This is a genomic window from Pseudomonas kermanshahensis (assembly GCF_014269205.2).
Classification (GTDB): Bacteria; Pseudomonadota; Gammaproteobacteria; order Pseudomonadales; family Pseudomonadaceae; genus Aquipseudomonas; species Aquipseudomonas kermanshahensis.
Window position 1 is genome coordinate 3,906,386 of record NZ_JABWRY020000001.1, and the last position, 19,203, is coordinate 3,925,588.

Below are 19,203 nucleotides of genomic sequence, written 5' to 3' on the forward strand. Positions count from 1 at the left end.
GTGGCGCCGGAGGGTTGCATGCGAACGACCAGGCGCATCCTGAAACCGACGTGAGGTTCAGGCTGTTTCGGTTGCCCCGCTTTGCAGTCCGTCAGCCCAGCACCACATGCGGCACAAACCGCGAACTGTCTTTGGTAATCAGCGAATCATCCTCACGAATCCCCATCCCTGCCGCCTTGTCGCCGACCACCCACGAACCGATCAGCGTGTAGCTGTCGCCAAACCTGGGCAGCGGCGCAAACCCTTGCAAGATGTACGGTGCGTCGTCATAAGGGCCGTCTTCGAAGACCCGCTGCCCCGTGCCGGTGCGGATATCGACGTTGGCCCCTTCCCGCGAGAAATACGGCTTGCGCACCCACCCTCTAGGCACTGGCCGCGAAGGGTTGTCATCGACGAAGGTTGGCAACAGATTGGGGTGCCCTGGGTACCACTCCCACAGCAACGGCAAGATGCCCTTGTTGGAGATCAGCGCCTTCCAGGGCGGCTCGACGAACTGCGTGTCGCACCCCGGGATAGCCCTGCCGAAGTCTTCGCGGAAGATATGCTCCCAGGCATGCAGCTTGAACAGCCGCGGGATCGGCCGCCCCTCCAGGTCGACGAAACGCCCCTCGCCATTCAGGCCGATGTCCTCCAGGTCGATGTGCCGGGTATGAATACCTGCGTGGGCGGCCATCTTGCGCAGAAAATCCGTGGTGCCACGGTCTTCCACCGAGCCCGAGATGGTCGAGAAGTAGAACGTGCCCTGCCCCGGCTGCGCGGCAAACGCCTGCACCAGGTCTTCGGCCAGGGTATTGAACTGGCTGGCCTGCGCGGGCAGAACGCCGCGCTGGATCTGTTCTTCCAGCCAGATCAGCTGAAACGCCGCGGCTTCGTACAACGAAGTCGGCGTGTCGTAGTTGGCCTCGATCAGTTTCGCCGGGCCATGGCCGTCATAGCTGAAATCGAAACGCCCATAGAGGTGCGGCTGCCGCGCCAGCCACGATTGCCGCACCAGGTCGAAGAATGCCGGTGGAATCGCCAGGCGTGCCATCAGCACCTCACTGTCGACGATGCGCCCGACAGCCTCCAGGCACATCGCGTGCAGCGCCTCGGTCGGGGCCTGCAGGTCCCGCTCGACCTGGGCCTGGCTGAACTGGTAGTAACCCCGTTCATCCCAGTAACGCTCGCCGTCGAGGGTGTGGAAGGCAAAGCCTTCTTGCTGGGCTGTCTTGCGCCAGCCTGGGCGCTCTGCGAGTGCGACCTTGCGCATGATCACCCCCCGAAGAAGCTACCGGACTTGCCGCCCCAGCCGCTTCGAGCCGTCGCCTGGCTGCCAAACCCACCCCGCGAGATGGACGCAGACACCGCCGAGCGCGACGCGCTGCGGCCTGAGGCGCCATAGCTACCGCCGCCGCCGGAGCCACCGCCGCTGCTGCTCTGTTCGTCTTTGTTGCTGCGCTGAATGCCCCCGGCCGTGCCGTAGCGCTGCCCAAGCAGGCCATTGCGCTGCCCGGCACCCTCGCGATACGCATACAGCGGCTGCGCGCGGTAACGGCGGTCGGCGCTGCTGGCCATCTGCCCCAGTAGCATGCCAGCCACTACGGCGGTAGCGACATGGCCATAACCGCCGCCCTGGGCGTGCGCCGCATCGACCTGGGCCTGGGTCACCTCGCCGGTGGTCTCCAACGCGAACCCACTCATGCGCGGCATGTACCGGCCACCGACGCTGATCTGGCAGCCATCGGGGGAAAATTCTGCTTCACAGGCGGGCTTGGACACATAGGTCGGCGTGGTACGCCGGTACTCGGCCAGCGCCTGTTTGTAGGCATCGTTGCAGGCCTTCTCCGGCACCTTGTCGCTGACACAGGCTTCGACACTGTCGTAGTTCACCTGCTGGCTGACGGTGTAAATCTCCTCTTGCGGGCTGCACGCGGTCAGGGCCAAGGGCAGCGAGCTGGCCAGTACCAGCTTGACGGAGCTGCGTCTCATTGGGGGTTTCATGGGAGCTCCTTGGGCGTCAGGCCGACGGGGTCATGCAGGCCGAATTGAGGAAGCCGACGCTGATCGCCACGCTGGCAGCGTAGATGGCCGCGGCCAACTCGCCCGCGGCGATACGCCTGGACAGGTCGCGCAGCACCAGGCTGGTAATGCCAAAGGCAATCAATTGAACCACAGCGGCGATCACGACCCAGGCCACGAAATCCAGGATGCCAACGCTGTAGGCAATGATATTGCTGGCCGGCAGCGAGAAGCCGATCAGCGAGCCGCCCAAGGCAATGGCCGCGGCCGGGTTGTTCTCACGAATGAGCGCGAACTCCCGGTGCGGGGTAAGGCGGGTGTAGATGAACTGGAACAGCCAGAACAGCAACAGTGCCACGCTGATATAGAGGATGAAGCCAGTCACTGCAGAGGCATTGAGCGACAGGCGTAGCGCGTCGAGCATGGTGAGTCCTTGTCAGGTTACGTGAAAGTCCGTGGGGAACAGGGTGATGCCGAGTGAGGTGGTGAGGGTGGCCTTGCCCGCCTCGTCTTCCTCCGCCGACAACAGCAGAAATTCGCGGCGCTCAGGCAGGCCGGTGTCGCGGGCGTAGAGCATTGAGAGGTGCTGGATGCCATAACGGGCGTCGGGGCTGACCACCCGCTCATACAACGGCACCAACCTGGCCTGACCCGGCTCACGGCCCCACTGGCGGGAATACAGACAGCCGTCGTGTTCGTAGATCGGCAGGCCGACCTTGGACTGGCTACCGACAAGGCGCTGAAGGTGCGCTTCGTCGTGGATCGGTACGGCGCTGTGATAACCGAACAGCACGCTATCGCCCACCTTGTCGCCGTTCATCAGCACTTGCAGCCAGTAGTCTTCGTTGTCCAGGTAATACCGCAGCAGGTGCACCGAATCGCCGAGGTCGACCTCGCCGGTGGCCCAGACCGTTTCCGGGCCGGGAACCTGCAACGCTGAATAACCCTCGAGCAGTGGCTTGAGTGATGCGTCGGGTATGAACCGGCGGCCGTTGAGCAGGCCGAAGGGCGGGTTGGTACTGGGCGAAAGCGGCATCGAACCTTTCCTGAAGCGGGGCAATCCTTGCGAGGGGCGATACCTTAACGGGTTTGGCCGATTGAGCCAATCCAAGCACTGTTTGCATTGATGTCAGGCGCGGCCCTTGTAGGGCCGTGCCTGGCAGGCCTCACGCCACCGCTTTTTCCACCCGGCGCCCGGCCTCCAGCTCGCGCACCAGCGGCAACACATGCTCACCGAAGTACGCCACCTCCTCCTGGAAATGCAGGAACCCTGAAAGGATCAAATCCACCCCCACCGCCTTCAGCGCAACAATGCGCTCGGCAATCTGCAGCGGTGTGCCGATCAGGTTGGTCTTGAACCCATCGTTGTACTGCACCAGGTCCTCGAAGCTGGAAGTAGCCCAGTTGCCCTCGCCTTCCGGGCTGGCCGCCCCGGCGTTCTTGACCTCATGCCCAAACGCCTTTACCGCCTCGGGGTTGGCCTTGTCGATGATCTCCTGCAACACCGCCCGTGCCTCTTCCTCGGTGTCGCGGGCAATGATGAAGGCATTCACCCCCACCTTGATCGCATGGCCGTTGGCGGCGGCCTTGGCACGCAGATCGTCGACCTGGGCCTTGATCCCCTCCACGGTATTGCCATTGGTGAAGTACCAGTCCGACACCCGCGCCGCCATGTCCCGCGCTGCTCGCGAACTGCCACCCTGGAAGATTTCCGGGTGCGGCTGCTGCAGGGGTTTGGGCTTGAGGGTGTAGTCCCGGAAGCGATAGAAATCGCCGTTGAAGGTGAAATTGTCTTGGGTCCAGATGCCCTTCAGCGCACGGATGAACGCCTCTGAACGGCGGTAGCGCTCGTCATGGTCCAGCCACGGTTCGCCGATGGCGTGGAACTCGCCCTTGAACCAGCCCGACACCAGGTTGATGGCGATCCGGCCCTGGGTGAACTGGTCGATGGTTGCCAGTTGCTTGGCCGCCAGCGCCGGGTTCCATGGGCCTGGAAGGATGGCCGCGATGACCTTGAGCTTCTCGGTGGCGGCCAGCAGCGCATGGCTGATGGTGACCGACTCGTGCTGGTTGTCGGCACCATAACCGGCAGTGAAACGGATTTGCGACAGGGCGTAGTCAAAGCCCGCCTTTTCGGCGATCTGCGCCAGTTTACGGTTGTAGTCGATGTCCCAGCTGGTGCGCTGCTCGATGGTGCTCACCACCAGGCCACCGCTGACGTTGGGGACCCAGTAGGCGAACTTGATTGGGGCTTGGCTCATGGGGAGGCTCCTTGGCTGTCCTCGAAGGGTTGAAGGAGACAACGCAGCAACCGTGCCAAACGAAAATAGCGTTGCGCCTCAATGGGATAGCCAACAGCGCAGACGGGGCGCGGTGCCCTCTAGGCAGCAGACTGTCGAAACACTGTTGCGGGGCCAACACGGCTAGCAGCGACTGGGAGTGTTCTTGCCAATACCACCTTCGGAAAAGATCTTCATTGTTTACACCCTCACTGTTGAGCGCTGACGCATCAGCGGTGCTTGCGCATGCCCATGTGCGCATCGTCCATCAGCGCCTTGGCCATTTCGCAAAGAAAGTGCGAGGCCCAGACCAGCACAGGTTCGTCGTCCATTACGCCGATGAACGAGGCTCGTCTTGAGCAGTCCATCAGCACCGACGCCTGCTCGATGGCATGGTCGCAGCAGTTGCCGGGTTCTACGCGAAACAGGCGCTTGCCCTGTATCACGCCGTCCAGGCACGACGCGGAGCCTATGGTCAAACCCAGCGTGCCGGTGCGTTCTGGTAATACCTTGTCCATTGCCTATCCCCCTGCGCTGTCGCGCTGAAAACAACGTTCGCAAGCGCGTCGACGCCCCCTGTAGGAGCGGGCTTGCCCGCGAAGGGCTGCAAAGCATCGGTGAATGTCAATGCAGCGTCTGCATGTGTGGCGTGACCGTGAGTTGCACCTGCGCAACCGCCGAGTCCAGCAATGTGCGCACAGCTTCCATTTCGTGCATGACGGCCAGGGTCATGATGGAGACAGGCGACTTGGGAAGCGTGGAGACGGCGTGGTGGCGGCTACGTGCGGGCCTGCAAGACCGGACTTGGAGGTCAATTGCCCGGCTGGCCCGAAGGCCACCCGCACGCAGCCACCATTGAACAAAGCCAACAGCAAACTGAGACCAATCCAAGCTACGGGCTTGCAGACCCGGTCGTTGAATATGCAACGACCCAGCGAGACTAGGGGGCTCAGCTTTCCATCGCAATGACGCAATGGCCTGCAAAAAAGAGCCAAAATCTGATCATTTCCGGTAGCTCTGTATCAATTTCGTGCCACATTTTTCCCGCTTGCCTAATACATATGGAAATCCGTATATTCGATTATCCATATGTAAAGAGCACCTCCATGATCACCCCACCCGAGGTCTTCAAGAACCTGGCCGACGAGACCCGCGCTCGTGCCACCCTGCTCATCGCCAACCTAGGCGAGCTCTGCGTTTGCGAGCTGATGTGCGCGCTCGACGACAGCCAGCCGAAAATCAGCCGCCATCTCGCCCAACTGCGAAGCAGCGGCCTGTTGCTGGATCGCCGCCAAGGCCAATGGGTGTATTACCGCCTCAACCCGAACCTGCCCACGTGGGTGCACGACATGCTGCAGGTGACGTTGCAGGCCAACGCCACCTGGCTGCAGGCGAACACAGCACGCCTGCAGCACATGGCCGACCGCCCCGTCCGCGCAGCCGCCTGCTGCTGAAGCCGCCACCCCGCGAGAGAGCCTTCCAATGCAAGTCCTGTTCATGTGCACCGCCAACAGCTGCCGCAGCATCCTCAGCGAAGCGCTGTTCAATCACCTGGCACCGCCAGGCTTCGCAGCCGTCAGTGCCGGCAGTTTTCCCAAAGGCCAGGTGCTGCCGCGCAGCCTCACCACCCTGCAGCAGGCCGGCATTTGCACAGACGGCCTGCGCAGCAAAGGTAACGATGCCTTCGCCGCCAACCCGCCAGACATCGTCATCACCGTCTGCGACAAAGCCGCCGGTGAACCCTGCCCCGTGTACTTCGGCCCAGCCCTAAAAGCCCACTGGGGCCTGGAAGACCCTTCCGAGGTCGAGGGTGACGAGGCCGCGATTGACGCCGCGTTCAACGCCACGCTGGCCATCATCGAGCGACGCTGCAACGCCCTCTTCGCCCTCCCCTTCAATACCCTCGGCCACGACGAGCTCCAGCGCGAGCTGGACCGCATCGGCACGCTTTAAGGAGGCCCCATGCCCGAGCAACTGCCCAACCTCGACCTGTCCCTGTTCGACGCAGCCCCAGCCGCGCCCCGTGCCAGCGAGCACAAACCGCGCATCCTGCTGTTGTACGGGTCGACCCGCGAACGCTCCTTTAGCCGCTTGCTGACCGAAGAGGCCGCCCGCCTTCTGCAGCATTTCGGTGCCGAGACGCGCATCTTCGATCCCTCCGGCCTGCCGTTGCCTGACGACGTGCCGGTAGAGCACCCCAAAGTGCAAGAACTGCGTGACCTGGTGCTGTGGTCCGAAGGCCAGGTCTGGTGCTCGCCCGAACGCCACGGCGCCCTGTCGGCCGTGTTCAAGGCGCAGATCGACTGGGTCCCCCTGGCCCTCGGCGCCGTACGCCCCACCCAAGGCAAGACCCTGGCCGTGATGCAAGTGTGCGGGGGTTCGCAGTCGTTCAACGTGGTCAACCAACTGCGCGTACTGGGCCGCTGGATGCGCATGTTCACCATCCCCAACCAGTCCTCGGTGCCCAAGGCGTACCTGGAATTCGACGATGCCGGCCGCATGAAACCATCGCCCTACTACGACCGGGTGGTCGACGTGATGGAAGAGCTGGTGAAGTTCACCCTGTTGCTGCGCGACCGCACCGAGTTTTTGGTGGACCGCTATTCCGAGCGCAAAGAAAGCGCCGAGCAGCTTACGGCGCGGGTTAACCAACGTTCGATCTGAGTGATTACCGGGGACGGCGCGGCTTTGAAGCCGTCCCCGGCCCTTGACGCAACCTGCGGGTATCAGTACGTTTTCAGCCCCTTCCTTTTCGGCCCCCTCTGCAGTGCACCGCCCAGGCGTTAATTCGCGAAGCGGGCATTCAAGATGCCGACACTTATACGGTCGCCTAATGGCGTGCCGCTACTCCGTTATCAAGTGAACAAGGTTGATTACATGATCATTCGTCAGGCCAACGCCGCAGACCATCCACTGCTGCTCGACATCTGGCTGCGCGCCGTTCGCGCCACTCACCATTTTTTGCAGGCATCCGACATAGACGCGCTGCTGCCGCAGTTGCGCGATGTTTACCTTCCCGCTGTCGAGTTGTGGGTCGCGGTCGATGCTGAAGATTGCCCGTTAGGCTTCATCGGGCTGAATCAGGAGCATGTGGAAATGCTCTTCATCGACCCCGACCTGCGTGGGCGTGGGATTGGGCGTGCGCTGCTGGATTACGCACGCGGTTCGCGGCACACGCTGAGTGTGGATGTGAACGAGCAGAACCCTGAGGCTGTGGGGTTTTATCTGCATTATGGGTTTGTGCAGACGGGGCGCTCTGAGGTGGATGGTGAGGGGCGGCCGTTTCCGTTGTTGCATATGAGTTTGCCGAGTTAAACGGTCGAGCTTGATGGGCAGTTGGGCTCGCGGAGCTAAAGCACCCGCGGGCTTTCCATGGAGCGTTTACGCTGAGCGCTTTTTAACAGCCCATCGCAGCGGTCCGGCGCCCCGACAAGCCAGCTCCTACAGGAGTAGCGTATTTCGTGTAAGTCTCGCTCACCTGTAGGCGCTGGCTTGCCTGCGATGGGTCGCGCAGCGGCCCCCTTGGCCCTAAGTGGCTGGCATTAGGATTTAGCCCGTCTCTCGAAGATCTGCCTCAGGGACACCCGCGACTAACGTACGCGAGCCCGAACTGCCCTTCCTTCAATCAGCCCTGAGGGTTACAGGGCCGAGAAAACAGGCTCATCGCGCTTTGTAGGCGTTCATACAGGCCGAGGCGCGCTGGCGGGCATCAGCCAGCTTCTCTACCGGCAACTTTTCAACGATCTCCACCAGGCTTTTGCGGGCGTCGCTCGCAATCTTCAGCTCGGTGTCCGCATGCGCATCCGCAGCTGCAGCATTGCGTGTGGCGGTATCAATGGCACAGCGCACCCATGCGTAAGACTCGACGGGATCTGGCCTAACCCCTTTGCCTTCCTGGTAAGCGATGCCCAGATGCCACTGAGCCTCCGAGACACCCAGCGCTGCGCCTTTGTGCCACAGATCGACAGCCAAGGATGGGTCGGCCTGCATGCCAAGGCCATAGTAGGCCAGGTAGCCCAAGTTGTTGAGCGCAAGCCGATTCCCTTGCGCCACGGCCTGACGCCACTGCACCACCGCTTCAGGATAGTCTTCGCGCTTGTATGCATCGACACCCAGGCCATAGGCCGAGTCGCCTCGTGATCCGATGCGCGTTTGATCGGTGGCAGGGGTTGAAGGGATGGAGGATGTGCAGGAGGTCATCATCAATACGCTAACGATGAACGCAGTCCTGAGGTTCTGATGCACGATGGAATCCTTGCCATGTGTCGGTCGGGGCGGGACGTTATCGGAAATTGTGCCTGCCAACAAGGTAGCGGTACCGGGCAGGGGCGCGGCCTGTGGGACTTCGGTTATAGAGGCCTAATGTCGCGCCAACAGCATCCGAAGGACGTGTTTCCAGACGAACCGCGATTTCTCTTGGTAAACTAGCCGTCTTCCACACTCACGCGAACATGGCCGATGTAGCGGGCTTAGCAATCCGCCTCTGCGTGTGCTGTTGCCACGGGAATTTGCTATACGTCGCCGCCCGGTTGCTAAATCGCAGCCACCGCTTGCTGAAATCGCCCTGAAAACCCCGAATCCGGTACGAAACACGTTGAACGAAATGACTGCAAAATCAGGCTCTAACCCAGTTGCGACAAGGCCTGAGCCGTCGCGCCGGTTCTCCGTTGCACCGATGATGGACTGGACAGACCGCCACTGCCGCTTCTTCCTGCGCCTGCTCTCCAAGCACACCCTGCTCTACACCGAAATGGTCACCACCGGCGCCCTACTCCACAACGACGCCCACCGTTTCCTGCGCCACGACGTGTCCGAGCACCCGCTGGCCCTGCAACTGGGCGGCAGCGTGCCGGCCGACCTGGCGGCCTGCGCGCGCCTGGCCGAGGAGGCGGGCTACGACGAGGTCAACCTTAACGTTGGCTGCCCGAGCGACCGGGTGCAGAACAACATGATCGGTGCGTGCCTGATGGCCCACCCGACGTTGGTGGCTGATTGCGTCAAGGCAATGCGCGATGCGGTGTCGACGCCGGTGACGGTCAAGCACCGTATCGGCATCAATGGCCGTGACAGCTATGCCGAGCTGTGCGATTTCGTCGGCCAGGTGCGCGAGGCTGGGTGCCGGAGTTTTACCGTGCATGCGCGGATTGCGATTCTTGAAGGGCTGTCGCCCAAGGAGAACCGTGAGGTGCCGCCTTTGCGCTACGACGTGGCGGCGCAGCTGAAAGCGGACTTCCCGGACCTTGAGATCGTGCTTAACGGCGGGATCAAGACGCTGGCGGAATGCCAGGCGCACCTTGAAACGTTCGATGGGGTGATGCTGGGGCGTGAGGCGTATCACAACCCTTACCTGCTGGCCGAGGTGGACCAGCAGTTGTTTGGCAGCGAGGCGCCGGTGATCAGCCGCAGTGAGGCGCTGGCGTTGTTGCGGCCTTATATCGTGGCGCACATCGAGAGCGGTGGGGCCATGCATCACGTCACCCGGCATATTCTGGGGCTGGCTCAGGGCTTCAAGGGGGCGCGGCGGTTCCGGCAGCTGTTGTCAGCGGATATTCACAAGGCGCCAGAGCCGTTGGTGGTGTTTGATCAGGCAGCGGAGTTGATGCAGGGTCATTGATGAATGAACCAGGGATGGATTGGCAATGAAGAAAAGGCGCACGCGTTCGCAGGGCAGCTTGGGCGTGGCAGTGGCGATCTTTGCCCCGGTGGGCATCATTCTGGCGGTCGCCTCGCAATACCCGACGATGATCGAGCGCAGGGTTGAAGCGAGAAAGGCGCAGGCGCGTGCGGCACAGCCGGCGCCTCGCCCTGCGGGGACCACGCTGGAAATCATCATGCCCGACGGCCAACGGCTCCAGGAAGGGCAATCGGGCACCTTGGGCGAAGCCCTGAACAGCAGGTAGTCGGCAGCCTTGGGAACCTCGGGGCTGTGGGTGAATCGAATCATCACCTTGCGTAGAACTTCAGGGGCTTGCCTGCCGTTTTGGGCTGAGACCTTGGGGCTGTTGCGCAACCCATTCGCGACGCAACGCCGCGCCCACATGCGGTTTGCCCGAGCGGCTTCGACGGGCCTTGAGCGGCCGCCGGGGCTCGGGTAATGTCGAGTCATTGCACAGGACAGAGCACGCCCATGACCTCCAAGCTGGAACAACTCAAGCAGTTCACCACCGTGGTCGCCGACACCGGGGACCTGGACGCCATCACCCGCCTGAAACCGGTCGATGCCACCACCAACCCGTCGCTGCTGCTCAAAGCCGCCGCCATCCCCGGCTATGCCGACCTGCTAAAGCAGGTAAAAAGTAAAGCCAAGGGCGATGTGGACCTGGCCTGCGACGAGTTTGCGGTCGCGGTCGGCTCCGGGATCCTTAAGGTCATCCCTGGCCGTATCTCCACTGAAGTGGATGCGCGCCTGTCGTTCGATGAGCAGGCCCTGCTGGCCAAGGCCCGTCAGTTGATCGCCCTGTACGATAAAGCCGGGGTCGGCAAAGACCGCGTGCTGATCAAGCTGGCCTCGACCTGGGAAGGTATCCGCGCCGCCGAGAAGCTGGAGAAGGAAGGCATCCAGACCAACCTGACCCTGCTGTTCTCCTTCGCCCAGGCCCAAGCCTGCGCCGATGCTGGGGTGTTCCTGATCTCGCCGTTCGTGGGCCGTATCTACGACTGGTACAAGAAGAGCACCGGCAAGGAATACGTCGGTGCCGAGGACCCGGGTGTGCAGTCGGTCACGCGCATCTACGACTACTACAAGACCAATGGCTACAACACGGTGGTCATGGGTGCCAGCTTCCGCAACATCGGCCAAATCGAGCAACTGGCAGGCTGCGACCGCCTGACCATCAGCCCCGAACTGCTGCAGCAGTTGAGCGATGACCAGGGCGACCTGCCGCGCGTGCTCAAGCCGGGCAACACGGGCGAGGCCAAGCAGGTATTGAGCGAGAGCCAGTTCCGCTGGGCGATGAACGAAGATGCCATGGGCACCGAGAAGCTGGCCGAGGGTATTCGCCAGTTCGCGCGGGATCAAGAGAAGCTGGAGAAGTTGATGGCTGAAAAGGCCTGATACATTTTGGGTTTGCCTGACGGGCGGGAAATGTTCAGCATTTTCCGCCCGTTTTTGGTTTGGCGCTAAGCTGCGCCAGGCTTCCGAGGTATTTTGAATTCGATGGCCTATTCGCGGGCAAGCCCGCTCCCACCGGTACCGTGCTGCGTGAATGGGCTGTCTAGCCACCAGAGCTGTTGATGACCTCTTCCCTACCCCTTGTTCTCGCCGGCCCGGTACTGCGCCGCCTGGAGCCACAGCGCCTGGCCATTTGGCTGGTCGCAACGCAACCCTTGCAACCTGAATTTGCCCTTGATGGCGTAGAACACTCGGCCAAGGTCACTTGCCAGGTGATCACGATAGGCCAGCACGCGTTTATTCATTTGCTGGACATCCACGTTGCCCAGCCGCTCCCCTGCAACCAGAGGCTGGGCTACGACCTGCGCATCAATGGCCAGGGCATCGCAGACTGGGCACCCCACATGCTCTACCCCGGTGAAACGCGCCCACACTTCGTGTTGCGTGATCGCCTCGATCATTTGCTGCACGGTTCTTGCCGAAAGCCGCACCACCCCGCCGCCGACGGCCTGCTCTGCGCCGACCGTTTGCTGCAACAGTGCCAGCACCCCGAACAACGCCCTGCGGTGCTGCTGATGACCGGCGACCAGGTGTATGCCGATGATGTCGCCGGGCCCATGCTGCGCGCGATCCACGTGCTGATCGAACGCTTGGGGCTGTTCGACGAACAGTTGGACGGTGCAGTCGTCGCCGACAGCGCGGCGCTCTATCGCCACCCGGCCAGTTACTACCACCGCGCCGACTTGCTGCCCGCGCAGGAACGTAACGACAGCCTGCGCGAGCGCTTTTTCGGGGGTAAGCGCAAGCCGATCTTCTCGTCCAGCAACGCCGACAACCACTTGGTGACCTTCGCCGAGGTCATGGCTATGTACCTGCTGGTGTGGTCACCCGAACCCTGGCGGCTGGTCAACCTGGACATGCCCGCAGGCCTCACCGATGAACGCCAGGCGCGTTATCGGCAGGAGGTGCCTCTGATCGAGGCCTTCGCCGACAACCTCGGCCAGGTGGCGCGGGTGATGGCACACCTGCCGTGCCTGATGATCTTCGACGACCACGACATCACCGACGACTGGAACCTCTCGGCGCAGTGGGAAGAAACCGCCTATGGCCACCCGTTCTCGCGGCGAATCATCGGCAATGCGCTGCTGGGCTACCTGCTGTGCCAGGCCTGGGGCAACGACCCGGATGGCTGCGGGCCATTGGTCGAACGCTGCCAGGCGCTGACGGGTGCGCCACTGGCCAGCCAGGCACAGGATGAACTGATCGGCGAGCTGCTGCGCTTCCAAGGCTGGCAGTTCAGCCTGCCCAGCAACCCACCCTTGCGGGTACTCGATACCCGCACCCGGCGTTGGCGCAGCGAAAATAGCTTGGCCAAGCCTTCGGGCCTGCTCGACTGGGAAGCATTGAGCGAATTACAGCAGGCGCTGCTCGATCATCCCTCGGCGATTATCGTGTCGCCGGCACCGATCTTCGGGGTAAAGCTGATAGAAACCGTGCAAAAGGTATTCAGCTGGATGGGCTACCCGTTGCTGGTGGATGCCGAGAACTGGATGGCCCATCGGGGCGCGGCCCAGGTGATTCTGAATATCTTCCGCCACTCACGCACGCCCGGGCATTACGTGGTGCTCTCAGGGGATGTGCATTATTCGTTCGTCTATGAAGTACTGATTCGACACCGCCAACGCAGCCCGCACTTGTGGCAGATCACCAGCAGCGGGATCAAGAACGAATTCCCCAGGCGTTTGCTGGATGTGCTCGACCGGCTTAACCGCTGGCTGTATTCACCGCGCTCGCCGCTGAACTGGTTTACCAAGCGGCGGGAGATGGAAGTGGTGCCGCGTACGCCCAGCGGTAGCAAGGCGGGTGAGCGGTTGTGGAATGGTGCGGGGTTGGGGCAGGTGTTTTTTGATGAGCAGGGGCGGCCGGCACGGGTGTTTCAGCTGGATGCCGGTGGGCGGGATGTGACGGAGTTTGTTGGGCCGGAATGAGGGAGTTTTTAGCCTGTACCGGCCTCTTCGCGGGGCAAGCCCGCACACAGTTGAGATACCTGTGGGAGCGGGCTTGCCCCGCGAAGAGGCCGGCACAGGTTTAAAGCGTACTCAAGACCGCTCCAGCGCATTCACCAGGTCATGAAACGCTTCGCGGTTGGAGTCATTGAGCCCCATGAGGATCTTGTGCGCCTCCAGCACCTTGGAGCGCACCACTTCTTCGTTCTGGTCCTGCGACGGCAAGTCGGTCAGGCACTCTGGGCACGGTATTGGGCGATCGACGATGTTGAACACTTGATCGAAGCCCATGGACTGCAACAACCGAGAAATGTCCGGGTTGGTGGTGACCACGGTCGGCAGCAGCCCCACTTTCTGGCGCGACAGGATCGACAACTTGGCCAGCAGGCCCAAGGTGGTGCTGTCGATGCTCTCGGTTTCAGTCAAATCGATGACGATGGCCGAGAAGTTCAGCGCGGTGAAAATCTTCTCGATCGTCGCATCCAGCGCCGAACACAGGGTCAGGCGCACTTCACCGACGAATTTCAGTACAAAGGTACCGCTTTGCTCGGCGAACTGAATTCTACCGGTACTCATTGAAGGTTCCTGCTCAACACCAATAGGGCGATATCATCCGGCATCTCCCCAAGCGTAGCCAATCCAAATCGTTGCCGCAGCCCATCCAGGCTGCCACCCGCTGCCTTGACGATTTCTGGCAAGGCGGCTTCTTTATCTTTGAGCGTGTCGCCTGGCAAAAGGTCCAGAATGCCATCGGACATCAAGCTGAGGCTGAACACTGGCGGCAGTTCCACCACCAGGTCCTGATAACTGGCCTCGTCGAACAACCCCACCGGCAGGCCGCGACCTTCCAGGTAGCGGGTATTGCCCGGGGTGTACAGCACCGGCAGCGGCAGGTGGCCGCCCACGGCATAGGTCAACAGCCCAGTGTCTTCGTCGATCACGCCGCCCACCATGGTCACATGCTTGCCCAACTTGCAGTTGATCAACCCGCGGTTGATGTGGCTGAGCACTTGCGAGGGCTTGAACTCACGCATCTTGCTCCCGCGCTTGAATTCGAACAACAGGCGCGTGGTCATGAACTTCAGCAACACCGTGACGAACGCCGACGAGGCGCCGTGCCCGGAGACATCGGCGAGGTAGAAGGCAATGCGCCGATCATCCACGCGGAAGTAGTCGGCAAAATCACCCGACAGGTACAGCGACGGGATGATCTGGTGCTCGAAGGCAAACTCGCCGGCCACCCAGGGGCTTTCCGGGAGCATGTTCATCTGCACCTGCCGGCCGGCGGTCTGGTCTTCCTGCAACAGGTGCAGGCTGGCCTCCAGCTCGCGGTTGGCGGCTTCGAGCTTGTCGCGGTAGCGCTGGTTTTCCAGCACCAGGCGCGAACGGTCAAGGGCCCGGCGCACCGAGTGCTCGAGCACGGCAAGGTCTTCCAGCGGCTTGATCAGGTAGTCGGCGGCGCCCAGGCGCAAGGCCTCGACCGCATCGCTCATCACGCCCGCACCCGACACCACGATCACCGGCAGCTGCGGCGCGCGCTCGCTGATCTGGCGGATCAGTTCGAGCCCGCCCATCTGCGGCATGCGCAGATCGCAGATCACGAGGTCGGGCTGGTGTTCTTCGAAGACCTGAAGCCCCTGCTGGCCATTACCGGCCTGGAGGACGCTGAAACCACTGTCTTCAAGATAGGCGGCGAGGCTCGCACGGACCACGTCGTCGTCATCGATGATCAGCAGCGTTGCACTGGTTTTCTGCATGTGGGCGAACGGCGCCGATTTAGGTTGGTGCAGCGGTGTCGGCAAGGCTGACGGCCAGCTACGGGAATACTCTGTGGTAACACTCTACTTGAGTTGTAGGACAAGAAGACCCGCCCGGCAACTGTCAGAGGTACCCTGTAAGGCGCAGACGGTACTCCCATCCGCCAGGCGTTTCAAGCGTGCAAGGGTCGACCTCGCTGCTCTTTACAGGGCAAATCACCGAGAGTTATAAGAAAGCCGACCCGCGCAACCTAAAGGGAAGGATGCAGCATGCCCCAGACACCCTCTAACCACAGCGAAAAACGCGATTTCATCCGCATGCGCATCGACACCGACATCAGCCTGTTGCACCAAGGCCAGGTGATTGCAGCCGTGTGCCTGGACCTGTCCAGCGGGGGCATGCAAGTGCAGGCGCCGCAGCGGTTTCAGGTAGGGGATACGCTTGAGGTGAGGATCGATTCCGATCACAAGGCGCTGAAAGGCCTGCATGCCAGCACCGAGGTGGTGTGGATCGCCGACCAGCCCGACGGGCAGCAGAAATTCGGCCTGCGCATCCTGGCGATGCATTGACGCTGGGGCTGCTTGGCAGCCCCGTGGCTTAAATTAGAAACAATCAGAAATCATCTTCGACTTCGCCGTCCTTTACCTTGAACTCACGGTTCTGCAGGTAGGCGTTACGAATGAAGATGTACTTGTCACCCTGCATCAGCTTCTCAGCCGACAACAGGCTGGCACGGGTATCGACGACGTCAACCGCAAGGCTCGTGTTACGCGTCGGTACGTGGTTGATGTAGCGGTAGGGTTCGGTGTAGCTGTCCGGGTACTTGGCCAGGCCGTCACGCACGGTGCTTGGGCCCAGCAACGGGATAACCACGTAAGGGCCGCTGCCCACGCCCCAGTAACCCAAGGTCTGGCCGAAATCTTCGTCGTTGCGCTGCAGGCCCATCTTGGTGCCGACGTCGAAGAAGCCACCCAGGCCAAAGGTGGTGTTGACGATCAGCCGCGCCGTGTCCACGCCCGCCGCATGCGGTTTAAGCTGCAGAATGTCGTTGGCCAGGTTGGTGACATCGCCCAGGTTGCGGAAGATGTTATGGAGGCCATCTTCGAGGAACTGCGGCGTCACTGCCTGGTAGCCCTTGGCCAATGGCTTGAGGGCATAGGTGTCGACCGTATCGTTGAACCTGAAGATCGGGCGGTTGACCGCCTCCCAAGGGTCTTCCTCGGTGGCCGCTTGGGTGGCCGCCACGGGCGCCAGCAACAAGCTGGCGCAGACACAGGCCTGGGTGACTCGCTCGATCACACCGGCACCGATCCTACGCATAGATGTCTCTCCATCGAATTTCTTGGCCGCAGCCGCACCGGGCGTGCTGCTGATAAGGCGCAAGTATAAGGGCTTGCGGGCTGATCACCAGCATTACACATTTTTGCTCAAGATTTTGTGAACGTATGTTGCCTCGTCATCGGCTGGTAACAATAGCGGCCTAGCCTGCGGACTATTTCAGGGAAGTTGCCATGCACGATGCGTCCACCTTCACTGCTGTGCTGTTTGGCCTGCGTGGCTGCCTGGTCCAGGGTGCGAACGGCAACCCCTTGCCCGCGCCCGGCGCCCTGGCAACGCTCACCAGCCTGCGCCAGCGCCAGGTGCCCTGCATCTGGCTGGACGACCTGACTGCCACACAAGGCAAACGCCTGGCCAACGTGCTGCCCGACTGGCTGCCGGGGCACGCGGTCAACGGCGTGCGCTGGCCCGCGCCAAACGCTTGCTGGCAGGCGCTGATGGCACTGGACAGCGCGCGCCTGGATGGCTGCGTACTGGTCAGCGGTGACCCTGCACTGCTGCAATCGGGCCTGAACGCCGGCTTGTGGACCGTGGGCCTGGCCGCCTGCAGCCCGTACTGCGACCTCAGCTCCCGGCATTGGCAAGCCATGAGCCAACAGGAACAAGACCTGGCCCGTGGCAAGGCCACCCTCGCGCTGTTCAGCCTGGGCGTGCACTCGGTGATCGATCACCTCGAAGCCCTGGACACCTGCCTGCAGGACATCGCCCAGCGTCGGCGCAAGGGCGAAAAACCCTGATACAGCACCTTTGACGCGGATCATGCAAAGCGGCTGCGAGTGGATTACATTAAAAGCAGGCCAGAACCTTTGCCGCTTCGCTGAGGTCCATGGCTTGCCAAGCCATTGATGGAGAAAAGCCAATGCCTGCCCGCGAATTGCAAGAGCGACTGAACAGCTTGCGCGAGCAACTGGACCGTAACGTGCCGCTTTCGAAAGAAGAGCTGACCGAAATGCACGAAGAAGCGCGCCAGATCGAAGCGCAACTGAAGCTTGAGGAAGCCACGCCTGACAACAACCTGGTGGACGGGGTCAATCTGGCGATCGATCGTTTTGAGCTCGACCACCCAGATTTAGCCGCTACCCTGCGCAATGTTTTCAACTCATTGCACAGCATGGGTATCTGAATAGCTGGGGGCGCTTCGCACCCCATTCGCGGGCAAGCCCGCTCCTACAGGACAGCGCGCTGCGCTAAAACCTGTGGGAGCGGGCTTGCCCGCGAACGGCCGTGATCTTACTGCCGAACCAGCCGCCCATTCACTGGGCTGATCCCCTCCATGCTACGGTACGGGTTGATATCCAGCCCACCCCGGCGCACATACCGCGCATACACCGTCAAATGCTCCGGCTGCAGCAGGTTCTTCAAGTCCAGGTAAATCCGCTCCACGCACTGCTCATGGAAGTCGGCATGCTGCCGGAAGCTGATCAGGTAAGTCAGCAGGCTGGCAGGGTCCAGCGCCCTGCCCTTGTACTCGACCACCACACTGCCCCAATCCGGCTGGCCGGTGACGGGGCAGTTGGACTTGAGCAAATGGCTGTGCAGGGTCTCTTCAACTACACGCTGCGCATCGCAACGCAGCAACTCCGGCTGCGGCTGCTCATAGTTGCTGATGGTCACATCCAGCGCGTCGATGCACTGCCCCGGCAATGCCACAACGCCCTGAGCCTCCACCTCGGCCAACGTGCGAACCTTGACGCCGACCGGCTTGCCAGCCGCCGCAGACAAGTCCTTCTCCAGGCAGGCCTGCAGCTCGCCAATCGAGGCAAAAACCGTTTGGTTCAGCGAGTTCAGGTACAACTTGAACGACTTGGACTCGATGATATTCGGCGAGTCTGCAGGAATGGCGAACTCGCCGATCGCCACCACCGGCTTGCCCGACGGCAGCAGCCACGACAGCTCGAAGCAGTTCCAATAATCCACGCCCTGCCACGGCAGGGTTTGGGCAGTAACGCCCAACTCGGCCCACTTGGCGGTACGCGGGATCGGGAACAGCAGCTCAGGGGAGTAGGTAGCGATGTATTCGCTGGACTTGCCCAGCGGGGAGTGTTCGGCGGCGGGATGCATGGAAACTGACCTGAAGGTTCGAAATGCCCCTAGTCTACCGTTTTTGCGCCCCGCCTTGGGCCTGATGTCACTCGATGGTCAATGGCCCGACCATCCCTGCCTGGTAATGCCCAGGTACGTTGCAGGCAAACTCGATGGGTGCCGACTTGCGGAACGTCCAGGTCAGTTCGGCACGCTGGCCAGGCTGCACCAGTACGGTGTTGCCCCCGCCGTGGCCGTGGCCTTCGCCGTGGTTCATCTGGCTGTGGTCCATGCCTTCATGGTTCATGCCTTCATGGTTCATGCCTGCGGTGAACAGCTTGCCTTGCATCGCAATCATTTCTTTCTGGTGCTCGGCATGCATGGCCTTGTCGCCCAGGTTGAATTCGTGGGGCAACTTGCCTTCATTGATCAACACGAAGCGCACCGTCTCGCCCGCCTTGACCTCCAGGCTTTTTGGTTCGAAGGCAATGTCCTTGAGCACCACCTCGACCGTACGGGTGGCCTTGCCAACCGGGGCAGGCTCGCCAAAGGCGAAACTGTCGGCACTGCCCGCAAAACTGGGCAGGCTTGCCACGGCAAGGGCGGCAGCGATGAACAGGCGTTTCATGATGACTCCAAAATACACAACGTGATGAGAGCACCTTAATCAGGCGGGGCTGGCGGCTACCTG

The 19,203-nt window shown here is 61.8% G+C and carries 23 protein-coding genes; 11 read left to right on the forward strand and 12 right to left on the reverse strand.

All coding sequences use genetic code 11. The features are described 5' to 3' along the window. Positions 1-91: 91 nt before the first annotated feature. From HU764_RS17595 to HU764_RS17620, 6 genes are all read right to left on the reverse strand, one after another. A complete protein-coding gene (locus HU764_RS17595; protein ID WP_186703850.1) occupies positions 92-1,249 on the reverse strand; it encodes a glutathionylspermidine synthase family protein in 1,158 nt (385 codons plus the stop codon). A 2-nt stretch (positions 1,250-1,251) separates the two neighbouring features. Continuing rightward, complete coding sequence (locus HU764_RS17600) at positions 1,252-1,980, reverse strand: DUF1190 domain-containing protein (RefSeq protein WP_225935667.1); 729 nt, start codon at positions 1,978-1,980, stop codon at positions 1,252-1,254. A 16-nt stretch (positions 1,981-1,996) separates the two neighbouring features. After that, positions 1,997-2,422 (reverse strand): DUF350 domain-containing protein, encoded by a 426-nt coding sequence (locus tag HU764_RS17605; protein WP_027596588.1) that lies wholly within the window; start codon positions 2,420-2,422, stop codon positions 1,997-1,999. Positions 2,423-2,434: 12 nt separating this feature from the next. Continuing rightward, positions 2,435-3,034 carry a DUF2491 family protein gene (locus HU764_RS17610; RefSeq protein ID WP_186703851.1) on the reverse strand — a complete coding sequence of 200 codons (600 nt, stop codon included), beginning with the start codon at positions 3,032-3,034 and terminating at the stop codon, positions 2,435-2,437. Between the two features lie 130 nt (positions 3,035-3,164). Then, positions 3,165-4,259, reverse strand: coding sequence for a dimethylsulfone monooxygenase SfnG (gene sfnG / locus HU764_RS17615; RefSeq protein ID WP_186703852.1), 1,095 nt, complete (start codon positions 4,257-4,259; stop codon positions 3,165-3,167). A gap of 248 nt (positions 4,260-4,507) precedes the next feature. After that, positions 4,508-4,795: a DUF3077 domain-containing protein gene (locus tag HU764_RS17620; RefSeq protein ID WP_027596591.1), complete on the reverse strand. Its 288-nt coding sequence runs from the start codon at positions 4,793-4,795 to the stop codon at positions 4,508-4,510. Between the two features lie 588 nt (positions 4,796-5,383). Here HU764_RS17620 and HU764_RS17625 point away from each other — a divergent pair. The 4 genes from HU764_RS17625 to HU764_RS17640 all read left to right on the forward strand — a co-directional run bounded on the left by HU764_RS17625 (position 5,384) and on the right by HU764_RS17640 (position 7,592). Further along, complete coding sequence (locus tag HU764_RS17625) at positions 5,384-5,731, forward strand: metalloregulator ArsR/SmtB family transcription factor (protein WP_099453403.1); 348 nt, start codon at positions 5,384-5,386, stop codon at positions 5,729-5,731. Between the two features lie 28 nt (positions 5,732-5,759). Then, positions 5,760-6,230 (forward strand): arsenate reductase ArsC, encoded by a 471-nt coding sequence (locus tag HU764_RS17630; RefSeq protein WP_186703853.1) that lies wholly within the window; start codon positions 5,760-5,762, stop codon positions 6,228-6,230. A gap of 9 nt (positions 6,231-6,239) precedes the next feature. After that, positions 6,240-6,941 (forward strand): arsenical resistance protein ArsH, encoded by a 702-nt coding sequence (gene arsH, locus HU764_RS17635; RefSeq protein ID WP_186682226.1) that lies wholly within the window; start codon positions 6,240-6,242, stop codon positions 6,939-6,941. 213 nt (positions 6,942-7,154) lie between these two features. Then, positions 7,155-7,592 carry an acetyltransferase gene (locus HU764_RS17640; RefSeq protein ID WP_186703854.1) on the forward strand — a complete coding sequence of 146 codons (438 nt, stop codon included), beginning with the start codon at positions 7,155-7,157 and terminating at the stop codon, positions 7,590-7,592. Positions 7,593-7,937: 345 nt separating this feature from the next. Here the strand turns inward: HU764_RS17640 and HU764_RS17645 are convergent, their stop codons facing one another. Further along, positions 7,938-8,522 (reverse strand): SEL1-like repeat protein, encoded by a 585-nt coding sequence (locus HU764_RS17645; RefSeq protein WP_186703855.1) that lies wholly within the window; start codon positions 8,520-8,522, stop codon positions 7,938-7,940. A gap of 358 nt (positions 8,523-8,880) precedes the next feature. Between HU764_RS17645 and dusA the strand changes: the two genes are divergently transcribed. The 4 genes from dusA (at position 8,881) to HU764_RS17665 (ending at position 13,376) form a co-directional block, all read left to right on the forward strand. Then, positions 8,881-9,891, forward strand: a complete 1,011-nt coding sequence (gene dusA / locus HU764_RS17650) for a tRNA dihydrouridine(20/20a) synthase DusA (RefSeq protein ID WP_186703856.1) — start codon at positions 8,881-8,883, stop codon at positions 9,889-9,891. A 25-nt stretch (positions 9,892-9,916) separates the two neighbouring features. Next, the gene (locus tag HU764_RS17655) at positions 9,917-10,177 is read left to right on the forward strand and encodes a hypothetical protein (RefSeq protein WP_186703857.1); all 261 of its coding nucleotides are present in this window, start codon (positions 9,917-9,919) and stop codon (positions 10,175-10,177) included. Between the two features lie 227 nt (positions 10,178-10,404). Then, complete coding sequence (gene tal / locus HU764_RS17660; protein ID WP_186703858.1) at positions 10,405-11,331, forward strand: transaldolase; 927 nt, start codon at positions 10,405-10,407, stop codon at positions 11,329-11,331. 179 nt (positions 11,332-11,510) lie between these two features. Next, entirely contained in the window at positions 11,511-13,376 is a 1,866-nt protein-coding gene (locus tag HU764_RS17665) for an alkaline phosphatase D family protein (RefSeq protein ID WP_186703859.1), read from the forward strand. A gap of 111 nt (positions 13,377-13,487) precedes the next feature. Here the strand turns inward: HU764_RS17665 and rssC are convergent, their stop codons facing one another. Beyond that, the gene (gene rssC, locus HU764_RS17670) at positions 13,488-13,970 is read right to left on the reverse strand and encodes an anti-sigma factor antagonist RssC (RefSeq protein ID WP_027596601.1); all 483 of its coding nucleotides are present in this window, start codon (positions 13,968-13,970) and stop codon (positions 13,488-13,490) included. Next, positions 13,967-15,151: a two-component system response regulator RssB gene (gene rssB, locus HU764_RS17675; RefSeq protein WP_027596602.1), complete on the reverse strand. Its 1,185-nt coding sequence runs from the start codon at positions 15,149-15,151 to the stop codon at positions 13,967-13,969. The genes rssC and rssB overlap by 4 nt, the downstream gene beginning before the upstream one ends. Positions 15,152-15,421: 270 nt before the next feature. Between rssB and HU764_RS17680 the strand changes: the two genes are divergently transcribed. Continuing rightward, on the forward strand, positions 15,422-15,721 hold the full coding sequence (locus HU764_RS17680) for a PilZ domain-containing protein (RefSeq protein WP_027596603.1): 300 nt from the start codon (positions 15,422-15,424) through the stop codon (positions 15,719-15,721). A gap of 43 nt (positions 15,722-15,764) precedes the next feature. On the opposite strand, the gene HU764_RS17685 is transcribed toward HU764_RS17680, so the two are convergent. After that, a complete protein-coding gene (locus tag HU764_RS17685) occupies positions 15,765-16,472 on the reverse strand; it encodes an MlaA family lipoprotein (RefSeq protein ID WP_186703860.1) in 708 nt (235 codons plus the stop codon). Positions 16,473-16,663: 191 nt separating this feature from the next. Between HU764_RS17685 and HU764_RS17690 the strand changes: the two genes are divergently transcribed. Further along, the gene (locus HU764_RS17690) at positions 16,664-17,227 is read left to right on the forward strand and encodes an HAD superfamily inactivated hydrolase PcrP (RefSeq protein ID WP_186682238.1); all 564 of its coding nucleotides are present in this window, start codon (positions 16,664-16,666) and stop codon (positions 17,225-17,227) included. Positions 17,228-17,349: 122 nt separating this feature from the next. Beyond that, a complete protein-coding gene (locus HU764_RS17695; protein ID WP_186703861.1) occupies positions 17,350-17,613 on the forward strand; it encodes a DUF4404 family protein in 264 nt (87 codons plus the stop codon). Between the two features lie 107 nt (positions 17,614-17,720). Here the strand turns inward: HU764_RS17695 and queF are convergent, their stop codons facing one another. Both queF and HU764_RS17705 read right to left on the reverse strand, forming a co-directional pair. Continuing rightward, positions 17,721-18,551, reverse strand: coding sequence for an NADPH-dependent 7-cyano-7-deazaguanine reductase QueF (gene queF / locus HU764_RS17700; protein WP_186703862.1), 831 nt, complete (start codon positions 18,549-18,551; stop codon positions 17,721-17,723). A gap of 67 nt (positions 18,552-18,618) precedes the next feature. Beyond that, the gene (locus HU764_RS17705) at positions 18,619-19,140 is read right to left on the reverse strand and encodes a cupredoxin domain-containing protein (RefSeq protein ID WP_186703863.1); all 522 of its coding nucleotides are present in this window, start codon (positions 19,138-19,140) and stop codon (positions 18,619-18,621) included. Between the last annotated feature and the right edge of the window lie 63 nt (positions 19,141-19,203).